13 protein-coding genes are annotated in these 15,407 nt (G+C 70.8%); 3 read left to right on the forward strand and 10 right to left on the reverse strand.

Going from position 1 to position 15,407, the window contains the following annotated elements; all coding sequences use genetic code 11:
* Nucleotides 1-70 precede the first annotated feature (70 nt).
* Together JYK17_RS28245 and JYK17_RS28250 are read right to left on the reverse strand one after the other, a co-directional pair.
* On the reverse strand, nt 71-607 hold the full coding sequence (locus tag JYK17_RS28245) for a ribonuclease FAU-1 family protein (RefSeq protein WP_222811469.1): 537 nt from the start codon (nt 605-607) through the stop codon (nt 71-73).
* Nucleotides 588-1,520, reverse strand: coding sequence for a GNAT family N-acetyltransferase (locus JYK17_RS28250; RefSeq protein WP_108011956.1), 933 nt, complete (start codon nt 1,518-1,520; stop codon nt 588-590). The genes JYK17_RS28245 and JYK17_RS28250 overlap by 20 nt, the downstream gene beginning before the upstream one ends.
* A 71-nt stretch (nt 1,521-1,591) precedes the next feature.
* On the opposite strand from JYK17_RS28250, the gene JYK17_RS28255 reads away from it, so the two are divergent.
* On the forward strand, nt 1,592-1,963 hold the full coding sequence (locus JYK17_RS28255; RefSeq protein WP_108011954.1) for a GntR family transcriptional regulator: 372 nt from the start codon (nt 1,592-1,594) through the stop codon (nt 1,961-1,963).
* A gap of 60 nt (nt 1,964-2,023) precedes the next feature.
* On the opposite strand, the gene JYK17_RS28260 is transcribed toward JYK17_RS28255, so the two are convergent.
* Nucleotides 2,024-2,776: a DUF72 domain-containing protein gene (locus tag JYK17_RS28260; protein WP_222811470.1), complete on the reverse strand. Its 753-nt coding sequence runs from the start codon at nt 2,774-2,776 to the stop codon at nt 2,024-2,026.
* A gap of 15 nt (nt 2,777-2,791) precedes the next feature.
* The gene (locus JYK17_RS28265) at nt 2,792-3,886 is read right to left on the reverse strand and encodes a DUF5925 domain-containing protein (protein WP_108012066.1); all 1,095 of its coding nucleotides are present in this window, start codon (nt 3,884-3,886) and stop codon (nt 2,792-2,794) included.
* Nucleotides 3,887-4,045: 159 nt separating this feature from the next.
* Between JYK17_RS28265 and JYK17_RS28270 the strand changes: the two genes are divergently transcribed.
* On the forward strand, nt 4,046-5,467 hold the full coding sequence (locus tag JYK17_RS28270) for a GH39 family glycosyl hydrolase (protein ID WP_222811471.1): 1,422 nt from the start codon (nt 4,046-4,048) through the stop codon (nt 5,465-5,467).
* Between the two features lie 32 nt (nt 5,468-5,499).
* Here JYK17_RS28270 and JYK17_RS28275 read toward each other — a convergent pair whose 3' ends face one another.
* From JYK17_RS28275 to JYK17_RS28295, 5 genes are all read right to left on the reverse strand, one after another.
* The gene (locus JYK17_RS28275) at nt 5,500-9,345 is read right to left on the reverse strand and encodes a lipopolysaccharide biosynthesis protein (protein WP_222811472.1); all 3,846 of its coding nucleotides are present in this window, start codon (nt 9,343-9,345) and stop codon (nt 5,500-5,502) included.
* A complete protein-coding gene (locus JYK17_RS28280) occupies nt 9,338-10,138 on the reverse strand; it encodes a polysaccharide deacetylase family protein (RefSeq protein WP_222811473.1) in 801 nt (266 codons plus the stop codon). The genes JYK17_RS28275 and JYK17_RS28280 overlap by 8 nt, the downstream gene beginning before the upstream one ends.
* Nucleotides 10,131-11,138 (reverse strand): glycosyltransferase family 2 protein, encoded by a 1,008-nt coding sequence (locus tag JYK17_RS28285; RefSeq protein WP_222811474.1) that lies wholly within the window; start codon nt 11,136-11,138, stop codon nt 10,131-10,133. The genes JYK17_RS28280 and JYK17_RS28285 overlap by 8 nt, the downstream gene beginning before the upstream one ends.
* Nucleotides 11,135-11,971: a glycosyltransferase family 2 protein gene (locus tag JYK17_RS28290; RefSeq protein ID WP_108011944.1), complete on the reverse strand. Its 837-nt coding sequence runs from the start codon at nt 11,969-11,971 to the stop codon at nt 11,135-11,137. The genes JYK17_RS28285 and JYK17_RS28290 overlap by 4 nt, the downstream gene beginning before the upstream one ends.
* A gap of 343 nt (nt 11,972-12,314) precedes the next feature.
* Complete coding sequence (locus tag JYK17_RS28295) at nt 12,315-12,593, reverse strand: hypothetical protein (RefSeq protein ID WP_308011717.1); 279 nt, start codon at nt 12,591-12,593, stop codon at nt 12,315-12,317.
* A 377-nt stretch (nt 12,594-12,970) separates the two neighbouring features.
* Between JYK17_RS28295 and JYK17_RS28300 the strand changes: the two genes are divergently transcribed.
* Nucleotides 12,971-13,777 (forward strand): SGNH/GDSL hydrolase family protein, encoded by an 807-nt coding sequence (locus JYK17_RS28300; protein WP_128803491.1) that lies wholly within the window; start codon nt 12,971-12,973, stop codon nt 13,775-13,777.
* On the opposite strand, the gene JYK17_RS28305 is transcribed toward JYK17_RS28300, so the two are convergent.
* Nucleotides 13,778-15,391: a serine/threonine-protein kinase gene (locus JYK17_RS28305; RefSeq protein ID WP_108011938.1), complete on the reverse strand. Its 1,614-nt coding sequence runs from the start codon at nt 15,389-15,391 to the stop codon at nt 13,778-13,780.
* Nucleotides 15,392-15,407 lie beyond the last annotated feature (16 nt).

Genomic DNA, 15,407 nt, shown 5'->3' on the forward strand with positions numbered 1-15,407 from the left:
CGGGACTCCGTCCTCAGGGCGGGACTCCGTCCTCAGGACGAGACCGCGTCCTCAGGACGAGACCGCGTCCTCAGGTCAGCAGGTCGTCGAAGCCGCCCTCGCGGGCCAGGGTCTCCAGTTCGTTCAGCGCGGCCAGCGCTGCTGCCGCGGCCCTCGGGTCGGTCCGGGTCAGGCCGCTCGCGGCGAACTCGTCCTCGTCCAGCCTGCGTACGTCCCTGCCGTCGGCGGAGCGCCACAGGTCCAGGTCGAGATCCTCGGCGACCAGCTCGGTGCCGGACAGCACGGCGGGGCGGGTGATGTCGCAGTACCAGCCCTTCAGGACGCCCGCAGTGTCGCGGACCTCCTTCACCGAGTACCAGCGGTCCCGCCAGTAGTACTCGGTGAAGACATCGCCCTTCTCGAAGCGCACGAAGCCGAAGTCGCGGACGCCCTCGCCCGCCCAAGGGGCCCGGACGACGACGCGCGTACCGTCGTCGCCGAGCAGCTCCGCCTCGTAACGGATCTTCGTGCGGCCCGCCTTGACCAGCACGACCTCCAGCCGGGCGGCTCCCTCGGCGGAGTTGGCCGAGTCGGCGGAGTTCGACGAGTCAGCCGAGTTCGCGGACATACCGCACCTCCGTCGCGCAGATCTCGTACCCGAACCACTTGTTGATCGCGAGCATCGGCTCGTTGCCCGCGTCGTTGCCCGTGAGCGCCTCGGTGAGACCGGCGGCACGGGCGCGGTGCAGGGCGGCGTTCTTGGCGAGCTTGGCGAGGCCACGGCCGCGGAAGGTGCGGGCGGTGCCGGTCATGGCGGTCGCGTAGCGGCCGGTCGCGGGGTCCGTGAACGCCACGCTGAAGGCGGCCGGGCGGCCCTCGACGAAGGCGATGGTGGTCAGCTCCCGGTCGAGCAGCGGGTGCTTCCAGCTCTCCTCGACCCAGGTCTCGTACGCGGTGAACTCGGTGTCCACGTCGCTCGGTTCGTCCTGCGTGGTCTCCGCGTCCAGCTCGAACATGGGCCGCGGATCATCCGCGAGGTCGGCCGCGGAGCGCAACTCGACGCCGGGCGGCGGGGATTGCAGCGGCGGCAGCGTGCCTCCCGCCAGATCGAGGCGGAGGAAGTGCGCGGAGCGCCCGGCGCGGTAGCCGTGCCGCTCGGCGAAGGCCCGGTTCCCGGGCTCGTCCAGCACCCACGCGAACAGCTTTGTCGCCCCGTGCTCGGCGAGATGCTCCTCGGCGATGCGGACCAGGAGCCCGCCGGCGCCGCGGTGCGTCCGGTCCGGGCGTACGTAGATGTTGAGCAGCCCCTGGCCCGGTTCCGGGCTGTCGTGGGCCAGTTGCACCTGGGCGGTGCCGATCACCTCGCCGTCCTCCTCGGCGACGAGGGACCTGAAACGGGCGTCGGGATGGGTGTGGGTGAGGCGGTGGACGATCGCGTCCGGGGTCCACAGGATGTACGGCAGGGCGAGGTGCCGTACCCGGGCGAAGTCCTCGACATCGGCCCGGTCCGCCGGGCGCAGGTCGCGCACGATCACAGTCATGTGGGCGCACGCTACGGAAGGACACGCCCCTGCGCCTCTCAATTTCCGGCGGGTGCGGAAGAATCGGCCGTGTGACCTTGAAGATCCACATCGACGACAGTGCGGCCCCGTACGAGCAGGTGCGGGCGCAGATCTCCGAGCAGGCGCGGTCGGGCGTGCTGCCGGTGGGCTACCGGCTGCCGACCGTGCGCGGGCTCGCCGAGTCGCTGGGCCTCGCCGCGAACACGGTCGCCAAGGCGTACCGCGCGCTGGAGAGCGACGGGGTGATCGAGACCCGGGGGCGCAACGGCACCTATGTGGCCGCCGCCGGTTCGGCCGCGGAGCGGGAGCTGGCGTCCGCCGCGCAGGCCTACGCCGAGCGGGCGCGCCGGCTGGGGATGGCGGAGGAGCAGGCTTCGGCCGCGGTGCGGGACGCCCTGCGGGCGGCCTACGGGCAGGGGTGAGGGTTTGGCACCAACCCGGTCCGCGATCGTGGCGACACGAGAGGCGCGGGGGCGCGGGTGTCAGGGCGTACGCGTGACCCTGAGGTGCGCCGCGCGTGCCGCCCTCGCGAACGTGGCCGCGTCCTCGACCGCCGCCCCGTTCGGGTCGTTGTTGAAGTACGCGTACACGTCGGCGTCCGCTCCCCATGACTGCGCGACGCGCTCGACCCAGGTCTCAAGGGACCGGCGCCCGTAGCGCGGCCAGGCGTGCGCGCGGCCCTCGTGGAAGCGGACGTAGCCCCAGTCGGCGGTGCGCCACAGCGGGCCGGCCGGGCGCGCCCGGACGTCGGCCCAGCACAGGGCCGCGCCGCGGGCCCGGAGCACCTCGCGGATCTCGTCGGTCCACCAGGAGTCGTGGCGGGGCTCGACCGCCACGCGCGTGCCGGGCGGGAAGCGGCCGAGGCATGTGTCCAGCAGTTCCGCGTCGGCCCTGAGGGTCGGCGGGAGCTGGAGCAGGACCGGGCCCAGGCGATCCCCCAGACCCGCCGCGTGGCTCATCAGACGCTCGACCGGTTCCTGAGGTTCGCGCAGCCGCTTGATGTGGGTCAGATAGCGGCTGGCCTTCACCGTGACCACGAAGTCCCGCGGCACCCGCTCCCGCCAGCTCTCGAAGTTCTCCCGGGTCGGCAGGCGGTAGAACGCGTTGTTGATCTCCACCGTGGCGAAGTGCCGCGCGTACTCCTCCAGCCACAGCCGCTGCGGACACCCGTCCGGGTAGAACACACCCCGCCAGTCCTTGTACTGCCACCCCGACGTGCCGACGAACAGGGTCATACGTCCATCAAAGCACTACAGGTACAGGCCCGCGTCCGCCCCGTCCCGCGGCTCCGGCAGCGCCGTCGGCGAGGTGCCCCGGCGCAGGGCGTACAGCTCCGCCAGGGTGGCGCCCTCGCGGCCGACCCCCTCCTCGGTGCCGAGCCAGTCCACCGCCTCCCGGCGGGTCAGCGGTCCCACCTCGATACGGGCCAGACAGCGGCCGGGGCGGACCACGGCCGGGTGCAGGCGCTCCAGGTCCTCGTTGGTCGTCACCCCGACCAGGACGTTGCGCCCCTGGCCCAGCAGGCCGTCGGTGAGGTTGAGCAGCCGGGACAGGGCCTGGCCCGCCGTGTGCTTGGCCTCGCCGCGGATCAGTTCGTCGCAGTCCTCCAGGAGCAGCAGCCGCCAGCGGCCCTTGCCCGTCCCGTCCTCCTCGCCGATCGCGATGTCCATCAGATAGCCGACGTCGGAGAAGAGCCGCTCGGGGTCGAGCACGCAGTCGACCTGGCACCAGTCCCGCCACGAACGCGCGAGCGTGCGCAGGGCCGAGGTCTTGCCGGTGCCCGGCGGTCCGTGCAGCAGGAGCAGCCGCCCCGCGATGTCCTCCGGTGTCGTCTTCATCAGGGTGTCCATCGCCTCGGCCACCGGCGCGGTGTAGTTCTCCCGCACCTCGTCCCAGGTGCCCGCGGAGATCTGCCGGGTGGTGCGGTGCGGGCCGCGCCTGGGCGAGACGTACCAGAACCCCATCGTCACGTTCTCCGGCTGGGGTTCGGGCTCGTCCGCCGCGCCGTCCGTGGCCTGGCCGAGGATCTTCTCGGCCAGCTCGGCGGTGGTCGCCGTCACCGTGACGTCGGCGCCCCGGTTCCAGCGGGAGATCAGCAGGGTCCAGCCGTCGCCCTCCGCCAGCGTCGCGCTGCGGTCGTCGTCGCGGGCCACCCGCAGCACCCGGGCACCCGGCGGCATGAGGGTCGCCCCGGAGCGGACGCGGTCGATGTTCGCCGCGTGGGAGTACGGCTGCTCACCCGTCGCGAAGCGGCCGAGGAACAGCGCGTCGACGACATCGGACGGTGAGTCGCTGTCGTCGACGTTGAGCCGGATCGGCAGCGCGTCGTAAGGGTTCGCAGACATGGCGCCCATGATCCGGCACGAGCGCCCCGTCCGCACCCGGTTTCCGCCGCCTTCGGCGCTTCCGGTATGTCGGCCTCTGTCGCCCTCCCATCCTGTTACAGACCTGTGCATTCACAACATCTGCCCTACCTGACGTCCACCCGGTTACTGTTGCCCTCGATGGGACGTCATGGGTGGACTTCGGGGGCAGGGCGGTGGCGGCTCACCGCGCTGCTCGGGGTGGGCGTCGCCGCGCTGGCGCTGATCGTGACGCTGGTCAACACGCTGCCGGGGGGCGGCGGAAGCAGCGCGGGCACCTCGCGCAACGGCGACTCGGTGCACGGCACCCCGGTGACCCCGCCCGACCAGGACAAGCCCGAGGTCGGCTGGGGCTTCACCCACACCCAGTTCAGCGCCGACGAGGGCAGCTCCGCCGCCTCCGAGCGGGCCGAGCAGCTGATCTCGGACGCCGGGGGCATGCCGCAGGACCAGGCCCTGATGGGCTGGGGCGCCGACAACCCCGAGCCGGTGAAGGGGCGTTATGACTTCGGCGCGATGGACCGCCGTATCGACTTCATCCGCAAGTCCGGCGGCACCCCGGTGGTCACCCTGTGCTGCTCCCCGGACTGGATGAAGGGCGGCAAGGCCGGCGTCGACAACACCGACTGGAGCCAGTCGGCGCTGGAGACGGCCCCGCAGCCCCAGCACTACGCCGACTTCGCCGCGCTGGCCGCCACCGTCGCCAAGCGCTATCCGGACGTACGGCACTTCGTCGTCTGGAACGAGTTCAAGGGCTTCTGGAACGACGCCAAGGGCCGCTGGGACTACGAGGGTTACACCAAGCTCTACAACCTGGTCTACAAGGCCCTGAAGAAGGTCGACAAGAAGATCATGGTCGGCGGGCCGTATCTGGTGATGGACAGCGTCGACCCGCGCGCGGACGAGGCGTCGACCGCCCTCAAGGGCCCCTGGGGCGCCATGGACCAGCGCATCGTCGACGCCTTCGACTACTGGAACACGCACAAGGCGGGCGCCGACTTCGTCGTCGTGGACGGCTCCAGCTACACCAACGACGACGAGATGCTGCCCGACGAGTTCGCGGCGACCGACAAGTTCACCGCGGTCGGAAAGTGGGTGCGGCAGCAGACGCACGGTCTGCCGCTGTGGTGGGCCGAGTACTACGTCGAGCCCGCCGACGGCAACGACGACCGCAAGGGCTGGTCCGAGCCCCACCGCGTCGCCGTCCAGGCCGCCGGCATGATCGCCATGGTCAAGGGCGGCGCCTCCTCCGGCTTCTACTGGAACCCCGAGGACGAGAAGGGCGACGACTGCGCGGGCTGTCTGTGGACACCCACGAACGGCTCGGACGGCGGCCGGAAGCTGCCGATGTTCGACCTGGTCTCCCGCTTCCACCAGGCGTTCCCGCCCGGCACCGACTACACGACCGTCCCCGTCGCCAAGGACGACGTGCCCAACGTCCGTGTCCTCGCCACCGACAAGACGGTCCTCGTGGTCAACACCCTCGACCGCTCGATCAGCGCCAAGGTCGACGGCAAGCGGTTCGAGATGCAGGCGTACGAGGTGAAGTGGCTCGACCGCTAGACCGGCCGGGCCACTTCACCTCGTGGGCGTACTCATTTCATCGTCAGGAACCGCTGCACCAACGAGGCCAGGAACACCGCCAGCAGAGGCAGCGAGAACCAGTAGCTGCTCTGCAGCCAGCGCAGTTGCCGCACGCTCGGCCGCATCGCGACCCGCACCACCTCGCGCGCCGTCATCAGCACCATGAGCGCGAGCGCGGCCAGGGCGCCGACGACCGACCACGGCGTCCAGGTGATCTGCGGTCCGATCGGACCCGGGTCCGGCCTGGCCACCTTGCCCTCGGGCTGCTTGGCGAGGGTGTAGACGACGGCGTCGTCGTTGGCGAAGGCCTTCTTCAGCTCCGGGCGCCGGTCGAGGTTCTGGATGAGCCGGGGCTCCCAGGTGTCCGAATACCCCACGTCCATACGGAGATAGGTCATCTGGCTCTCGTTGATCATCAGATACGAGTTCGGGCCCGCGTCCTTGAGCGCCTTGACCAGGCCGGACACCAGCACCGGGTCCGCCGGTGCCAGCGTGGGCACGTAGTTGACCCGCTCCATGTCCTTCGCGCCCCACGGCAGCGCCGGCGTCACGTCGTTGATCGTGTCGTTGCTCAGCCACAGCACGCGCACCGTCGGCTTGTCGTGGGCGTAGACGTAGTCCATGGCCGCGACCTCGCCGGGCCGCACCCGCTCGAACGGCTCGTTGCCCCAGCGGGCCACCAGGAAGCCGCCCAGGAGGAGCAGTCCCGCCAGCAGCGCGGCCAGCGGAGCGAGGCTGACCCGGTCCTTGTCCCGCTCCTCCGCGGTGACGCCGGTGCGCGGGAACAGGGCGAGACCGGCAAGGAGCGCCGCGCCCGGCACCGCGAACATGAAGACGCGCAGGGCCATTTCGCCGCCGTAGGACTGCATGCCGAAGCCCAGGAACGGGACGAAGGTCAGCACCAGCAGCGACCGTTCGCGGTACTTGTGGTCGCGCCGGCGCCACCAGCCCCAGCAGGCGAACGCCATCACACTGCCGGCCAGCAGCACGCGGGTGTAGAGCACCAGCTTGTGTGTCGAGTCGCCGCCCTGGATGCGGCCGGAGACCGACGTGGAGACATTGCTGCCGACGCCGCCGACCCCGCCGAACAGGTCGTTGAAGTGCCCCGACCAGTACGGCTCGGCCATGAAGCCCAGCCAGGCCGCGACCATGACCGCGAACAGGATGGGCAGGCCGCGCAGTTCGGACCTGCCGATCAGGACGAGCACCGCGAGCACGCCGAGCATCACGAACGGCGTGAGCTGGTGGGCCGGGACGCTCGCCGCGTACAGACCGACCAGCACGGCGAGCAGCACCGCCTTCTGGCGGCGGTCGGTCGGTTCGACCTCCGCCTCGCCGGGCCGCGCCTTCGTCCAGATCACGCGCGGCGCCCGGAACCAGACCAGCAGGATCGCCACGAACGCCAGGTACAGCAGATACGTGAAGCCCTGCGGGGAGAAGTAGTCCTGCCCCACCCAGCTGCTGAGGACGAAGATCCAGATGCCGGTCCACTTGGCCCGCCAGCTCGCCCGCAGCGAGCGTACGAGCAGGAACATCGGGGCCAGATACAGGAGTTCGATGAGGGTCGGCCACCAGCGGATCACCGCGGTGAGGTCGTTGACCCCGCAGGCCTTGGCGACGAACGCGGCCGCCGCGAAGAAGCCGGGCCAGCTCCAGCGCGCGTCCAGGTCCGGCACGGCGGATCCGGTGCGGTCGATGTAGTCGAGGAAGCCGAGGTGCTGCCAGGCCGTCGGGAACCGCGGCTGCGTCTCGATCACCGCGGGCAGCGCGTGCAGCGAGACGACCGTCGCCAGCAGCGTGACCAGCAGCAGTGCCCGGTGTTCGCGGCCGAGCCAGAGCAGCGAGGCGAACACCACGATCAGCAGCGCGGCACCGAGCAGCGTCGGCAGCGGCAGGACCGAGATGAGGCCGAGTCCGCCCATCCCGTCCAGGTCGGCCTCGTCGAGCCGCAGCGCGGGCACCCAGTACAGCAGCAGCGCGGCGGCCAGCAGACCGCCGAGGACGACCCCGAGACGGCTCGGCCGCAGCCGCTCGCGCCAGGAGAGGGCGGGGAGTTCGGGCCGGGGAGAGGGTCCCCGTACCTCTTCGTCCGCCGCCTCCTCGTCCTCCACCTCTTCGAGCGGCCGTTCCGCGACGAGCGAGGCCTCCGCCTCCCGTACGACCTCCTCGCCGAACTCCGCGCCGAACGGCGCGTCCACCTCGGCCGGTCCGAGCGAGGCCTCCGAACCCGGCTGCCGCTCCTCCACGGGCAGGCCGACCTCCGGGTTCCTCGCCCAGGTCGGCCGGTGGTCGGGAGGCAGGACGGGCGTCCCGGTGGGCGGTGTCCCCGGGCCCGGGCGCACGTCCGGGCGGCGTTCCACATGGTCGAAGTCGACATGGATGCCGAGCGCGAGGGTGTCGCTGTCCAGCGCCCAGGCCGGCCCGCGCCTGCGCGCCGTCTCGGTCGCCGGGACCTCGCGCGCCCCCAGGTCGGCGAGGTCCCCGTCGGGTGCCGTGTGCTCGGGCACAGCGGCGGCCGGAGCGGCCCGGAGGATCTTGAACAGCTTCGGGGCGGCGATCGCGACGATCACGGCCAGCGAGGAGATCTCGGCGACACCGGCGCCGGTCAGCCCCATGCGGGGGAGCAGCAGCAGGGTCAGGCCGAGCACCAGGACGCACAACAGGCCCTGCAGCCAGGCGAGTCCGGCGGTGCGGCTCTGTGCGCGCAGCACCGCGAAGTACGTCTCCATGACGACCCTGAGCAGTGCGCCGACCGCGAACCAGCGCAGCAGCGGGGTCGCCGCGTCCGCGTAGCCCGCGCCGAAGACACCCAGGATGTACGGCGCCCCGATGAACAGCACCCCGCAGATCGGCAGCATGATCCGCGCCATCCGCTTCAGCGCGGCGCGGGTGTTGGCGGCCAGCCGGGACGGGTCGTGCGAGCCCTCGACGGTCAGCGAGGCGCCCATGTTGATCGCGAGCAGGTTGGTGGTGCCGCCGATCGTGGTGGTGATGTAGAAGTACGCGTTGTCCTGGGAGCTGACCTGCGAGGCGATGATGACCGGGATCAGATAGACCACGGCGAGCGAGAACAGTGAGCCGGTGTAGTCGCCCGACAGGAACCTGCCGATCTCCCTGAGCGTCGGCGGCTTGGCACGGTCCTCGGTCGCCTTCACATGCCGCGGCACCAGACGCCTGAAGACCAGCCAGCCGAGAGGTACGACCGAGGTGGCGATCGCGGCGACCCAGGAGACGAAGACGCCGGTCGTCGGGATCGCCACGGCGAACGCGACCAGCAGGCCCAGCTTCACCGCGGAGAACACGGTGTTGCCCACCGGCACCCAGGGCGCGCTTCGCAGCCCGGTCAGCACACCGTCCTGCAGGGTGAGCAGGTTCCAGGCGATCACGGCCACGATGAAGCCGAGTCCGTGCAGCGGCCCGTGCAGGAAGCGGTACGACGGCCCCCACGAGTTCAGCGTCAGCAGGAAGACGCAGGCCGCCGTCGCCACGACCAGCGAACTGCCCGCGTACGTACGGAAGATCAGCCGTGCGGTGGCCCGTCCGGCGACGGGGATGAAGCGGGCCAGGGCCCCGGTCAGGGTCACCGCGGTCAGGCCCGCGAGGAACTTCATCGCGGCGATCGCGGCCGAGCCCTGGCCGACCGCGTCCTCGGAGTAGTAGCGGGCCGCGGCCAGCCAGAAGCCGAGCCCGAGCACGGCGGAGATGCCGGTGTTCAGCATCAGCGCATAGGCGTTGCGGAACAGTTGGTTGCCGCCCTTGTTCCGGCCGAGCCCGGGCAGGCGAAGACGGCGCCCGGACTGCTCGGGCGCCTCGGTCGGGGGCGATTCCGCCTCGGTGGTGGTCGTCGTGTCAGACACGGGAACGGATGGCCTTCCGGCGTACCTGGCGTGCTCTGCGGACCATGGCGTACCCCTTGGTGAGGACGCGGTCCCTGGCGAAGGTGCGGGCGATCGCGCGGCCCTCGACCAGCCGCTCGAACTCCTCGATGTCCGTGCTGCGGCGCACGGTCACGCGCTGCAGGGCGTACGGCCCCTGGCTGCGCCGCGCGAGGCCGTTGCCGACGGCGAGCGCCTGGGCGTACCCCGTCTCGCGCACGGCCTCGCGCACCCGGCGGCTGGAGTAGCCGTAGGGGTAGGCGAACGAGGCCGGGACGGCGCCCAGTTCGTCGCCGATGATCTCCTTGCAGTGGATCAGCTCGTGCCGCAGCGCGGCGTCGTCGAGCTGGTCGAGCTGCGGATGGGTGTGGCTGTGACCGCCGATCTCGACGTCGTCGGCGGCGAGTTCGCGCACCTGGTCCCAGTCGAGCATGGTGTCCAGGCCGCCGCCCATGTCGTACGCGCCTTTGATCCAGCCCGTGGAGACGAACAGCGTGGACGCGAAGCCGTGCTTGGCGAGCACGGGCAGGGCGTGCCGGTGCACGCCCTCGTAGCCGTCGTCGAAGGTGATCAGCACGGGCCGGGCGGGCAGCGGGCGCCCCGAGCGCCAACTCGCCGCCAGGTCGGCCGTGTTGACCGGGGTGAGTCCCCGGTCGCCGATGCACGCCATCTGCTCCGCGAACGCCTCGGGTGCCACCGACAGCTCGCGCGTGGCGTCGTTGGGCGCGGTCGCGACCGAGTGGTACATCAGGACCGGCACCGGTGCCTCAGTCATGAGATCCCCCCTCGCTCACGAGATCCCCCTCGATCCCGACGACGGAGAAGGTGGCGTCGCCCCGGCGGGCCCGGACGCTTCCCACCACGTAGCCGCCGGCCGCCGTGAGCACCCCGGCGACGATCGCGCCCGCCCGGCCCGCACCGCCCGGCCGGGCCAGCACGGCGTCGCGCAGCCCCCGGGCCACACCGGCCGGCAGCACCCGGGTGGCGTACCGGCGCTCGGACTCAAGTCCCTTGTCCGCGCCCACACTTCGCGCCACCAGCGCCTTCGACAGGCCCTCGGCGTACGCCCGGGTGCGGAAGTACCCGAAGTGCTCGCGGGCCTCGGGCACCCGGTGGTGGATCACCGCCCGGTCGTCGATCAGGAGGATCGCGTCCGGTCTGGCGCGGGTGAGCCGAATGCACAGCTCTGTCTCCTCGCAGCCCAGCGGCCGCTTGTCGCCGTCACGGCCGATGCCGGTGGCGAAACCGCCCGCCGCGTCGAACGCCGTACGACGGAACGAGGCGTTTCCGCCAAGGACGTTGCGCACTTGGACGCGGCCCGGCGGCAGGCCGAGGTAGGTGCAGCCGACCACCCAGTCGAACTCCGCGGGGAACCAGGCGGGGCGCCGGCCCGACGCCCAGATCGGCATCGTACGGCCGCCCACGGCCATCACCCGCGGATCGGCGAACCCCTCGGCGAAGCGGCGCAGCCAGTCCCGCTCGGCCACGGCGTCGTCGTCGAGGAAGGCGATCACCTCGCCGCCGGAGGCCGCGATCCCGGTGTTGCGGCCCGCGGACAGGCCGCGGGGGCCCGCGTTGGCGAGCACCCGTACCTCGTCGGTCTCCTTGAACTCCTTGGCCAGCCGGTCGAGCAGGGCCGGGTTGTGGTCGACGACCAGCAGGGTCTCCAGGGCGGGGTGCGACTGCGCCCGCACCGAGGAGACCGCCGCGAGGATGTCCTCCCAGCGGTCCTCGGTGTAGACGCAGATCACGACGGAGATGTCGGGATCGCTCAAGACACCTCTCCCTGAACGGAGTCGAGCCGGGCGGAGTCGAGCATCGGCGAGTGGTGTTCCTGCCGGCGCAGCTCCTTGCGGTTCGACCGCTCCTTGAGGATGACCTTGAGCACCCGGAATCCGTCGCGCACGGCCCGCAGATTGCTCGCGCCGTGGATGCGCAGATACTCGTAGCTCGGTATCTCCTGCACCTTCAGACCCGCCTTGACCACCCGGATGTTGATCAGCGTCTCGATCTCGAAACCGGTGCAGTCCAGGGAGATCTTGTCCAGGCAGTGCCGCCAGAACGCGTTGTATCCGTAGCAGAGATCCGTGTAGCGGGCGCCGAACTTGCGGTTGACGACGGTGCACAGCGCCCAGTTGCCGAGCTTGCGGATGAACGTCATGTCGTCGGTGCCGCCGCCGTTGGCGAACCGGGACCCCTTGGCGAAGTCCGCGCCGGAGACCAGCGCCGAGACATAGCTGACGATCTCGTTGCCGTCCGCCGAGCCGTCCGCGTCGACCATCACGATGATGTCGCCGGTGCACGCCTCGAACCCGGTGATCAGCGCGTCGCCCTTGCCCTTGCCGCGCTGCTCGACGACCTTGACCTCGGGCCACAGCTCGCGGGCCACCTGGACGGTGTCGTCGGTCGAATTGCCGTCCACAAGAACGACTTCGTGTATCCAGTCCGGAAGTGTCTTGAAGACGTAGGGGAGATTCTCCGCCTCATTCATGGCGGGAATCACCACGCTCACCGGTGGCGCGATGGCCAGGTGAGAGGAGATCGGCCGGTATTTGCTGGCAGTTAACGGGTCCTGGCCCGTGGTCGCCGGCCGGAGAACTGAACTCATGAGTCTGGTCCCTCTCGTCCGGTGGACCGCCCGCCCCTGGGCGGCCCGGTTATGTGTCCGGTTCGAAAGGGGGGTTCACGCCTGTGGCAGCACGAAATGGATCTCCGTGCATGCCGAGACGAGCTGGCAAAGCTGGCCGTCTGCCGGAGAACGGCAGCCGGTCGCGCGGCACGACTCGGTCACGAAGTGCGGTCACCGAGCACGGCACCCCCCTACCGCGCCCCGCCCCGGCTCCATCGCGGTCCTGAGCCCTCCCCTGGGCCGCTTGATGATGGACCGATGCGGGTGAGATGTACGACGGTATTGACGATTGAACCCATATGGCAAGGCCTGGAACGAGGCCTCACGTTTTTGTTGGTTTGACCGTTACACAGCAGACCAAAAGGAGCAAACTGATCACGGTCACTGCGATGATTCCGCCGCGCACCGACCAGCGGTGAACGGCCAACATGCCCTGCGCCACCAGCATGTTGAGGACAACCGCACCCGCGATCGCGCCAACTGCGCGACCGAAGGGCTCCAGCCCGCGCAGCGCGGCCCAGACGGCCGTCGCAGGCGCTGCGAGCAGGAAGAACAGGGTGAACGGGCCGCGCAGGGGTGAGTCGGAGTCGACGAGCGCCAAGAGCGCACCGAATCCCCCCACGGCCGTCGCGGCGCCCGCGAGCATGGGCGACAGGTCCCTCCCCGGTCCTGATCGCTCCCGCTGGGCGTCCGATGACGAAGGTCTCTTCATACGGATGGTCTGCATTGGCGACTTTGCCCCCCGACGCGCCGGATGCCGGGCTTCAATGTCGCGCAGCGCAAGAGGGACGTCAAGGTGCCGAAGTGGCCCATACCGGTTCTTGTGCATTCTTGAACGAGTCTGTCCAGGGGGGGATCGTGCGCGAACTTGTCCGGATTCGCTCGGTGATTGACCCCAAGTCTTGACATGGACACTTCCCGTTTACACGCGTAGTTGGTACGACGGTTACGGCAGAGATCCTGCTAAAGGGAGGTTCCATGAGACGTTCCCGAATTGCCGTCTTCGTGAGTTCCATCCTCCTCGCCGCCGGCGCGGCCCTCACCGGGGCCTCGGCGGCGCAGGCGTCCCCCGACGCCGCAGCGACCGGCTATGTGGCCCTCGGCGACTCCTACTCCTCCGGGGTCGGATCGGGCAGCTACATCAGCTCCAGCGGCGACTGCAAGCGCAGCACGAAGGCCTACCCCTACCTCTGGGCCGCCGCCCACTCACCCTCGACGTTCGACTTCACCGCCTGCTCCGGCGCCCGTACGGGTGATGTTCTGTCCGGACAGCTCGGCCCGCTCAGCGCCGCCACCGGACTGGTCTCCATCAGCATCGGCGGCAACGACGCCGGCTTCTCCGACGTCATGACCACCTGTGTGCTCCAGTCCGACAGTTCCTGTCTCTCCCGCATCGACACCGCCAGGGCCTACGTCTCCTCGACGCTGCCCGGACAACTCGACTCCGTGTACTCGGCGATCAGCGCCAAGGCCCCGAACGCCCATGTGGTCGTCATCGGCTACCCCCGCTTCTACGAGCTCGCCACGACCTGCGTCGGCCTCTCCGACACCAAGCGGAAGGCCATCAACGACGCGGCCGACCAACTCGACACCGCCATCGCCAAGGCCGCGGCCGCGCACGGCTTCAGCTTCGGCGACGTCCGCGCCACCTTCACCGGCCACGAGATCTGCTCCGGCAGCTCCTGGCTGCACAGCGTCGACTGGCTGAACATCGGCGAGTCCTACCACCCGACCGCGGCCGGCCAGTCCGGCGGCTATCTGCCGGTCCTGACCAGCGCCGCCTGATCACTCGGAAGGCGACGCCGAAGTACTGGGGGAGGCCCCGCCCGTCGGGGTCTCCGCCACACATGTCACCGAGAACGCAACCGAGTTGGATGTCGTCTCCACCGGCGAGCGCACCTCCACACTGATCTCGTTGCGGAAGGTCCCCGTGCTGTCGTACGTCGTCACGAACGCCCGGTCCTGCTTGGTCCTCGTACCGCCCCGGGGGAAGGACATGGTCTTCCACCCCTGGTCCATGACCTGGCCGTCCTTCGAGACCCAGCGGTAGCTCACCTGCGCCGGCAGATTCCCCACCGTGAACGTCGCCGTGAAGGCCGGCGCCCGGCCGCTCGCGGGCGGACAGCCGCCGGAGTAGTCGGTGTTCACGCCCGCCAGCGTGACCCGCACGGACTGCGGCGCGGCCGTAGGGCTGCTGCTGCTCGTGCTCGGCGCCGGGCTGTCGCCCCCGCCGCCCGGCTGCCGGGTGGTGGGTGTCTGCGAAGTCCCGCCCCCCGCCCGGGTGTTGGCGTTCCCCCCGGTCCCGTCGCCGCCGTTGTCGCGGTTCAGCAGCGCGTACGTCAGACCGGCCAGCGCCAGCGCGAGGACGACCACTCCGGTGACCAGCGCGACGGCGGCCCGGCGGTTGCGCCTCTTCGGCACGGCGGCCGTGGTCGCGGCCTGCGCCGGTGCGGTCGGATACGGCGTCGGCGGGGTCGCGTTCGGCATCGGCGAGGTCGGCGTTCCCCGGCCGGGGAACGCGGCGATCGTCGGCGTGTACGGGGCGCCCTGCACGGCGTCCGCGCGCGGCGTGCCGCCCGCACCGACGATCCGCAGGTCCTGCTCGGCCCGGTCGGCGGCCGGCCGCTCGGCCGGGTCCTTGCGCAGCAGCCCCTCGATGACCGGCGCGAGCGGACCCGCCCGCAGCGGCGGCGGCAGCTCCTCGTCCACGATCGCCCGCAGGGTGCTGAGCGGAGTGTCCTGGCGGAACGGGGAGTTGCCCTCGACCGCCGCGTACAACAGGACGCCGAGCGACCACAGGTCGGACTCCGGGCCCGGCGTGCGGCCGAGCGCCCGCTCCGGTGCCAGGAACTCGGGCGAACCGATCACCTCACCCGTCATCGTCAGCGCGGAGCTGCCCTCCACCATGGCGATGCCGAAGTCGGTGAGCACCACCCGGCCGTCGTTGGCCAGCAGCACATTGGCCGGCTTCACGTCGCGGTGCAGCACCCCGGCCGCGTGCGCCGCCCGCAGCGCCGCCAGCACCTCGGCCCCGATGTGCGCGGCCCGCTGCGGCGGTATCGGGCCCTCGGCCTCCAGGAGGTCGGCGAGGGAGATGCCGCGCACCAGCTCCATGACGATCCAGGGGCGGCCGTCCTCGGTGGCCACGTCGTAGACCGTGACCACATTGCGGTTGGCGACCCGCGCCGCCGCCCATGCCTCGCGCTCCAGGCGGGCGTACATCCGCTCGACGTCCTGGACCGGCAAACCGGCGGGCGCGCGCACCTCCTTGACGGCGACCTCGCGGTGCAGCACCTCGTCACGGGCGCGCCACACCGTTCCCATGCCGCCCTGGCCAAGGGGGGACAGCAGACGGTAGCGGCCGGCGATCACACGTTCACTGCCCGGTTCTTCGGACACGGGCGTCCCCCATTCG

This window comes from Streptomyces plumbidurans, from assembly GCF_019857225.1.
GTDB classification, from domain to species: domain Bacteria; phylum Actinomycetota; class Actinomycetes; order Streptomycetales; family Streptomycetaceae; genus Streptomyces; species Streptomyces plumbidurans.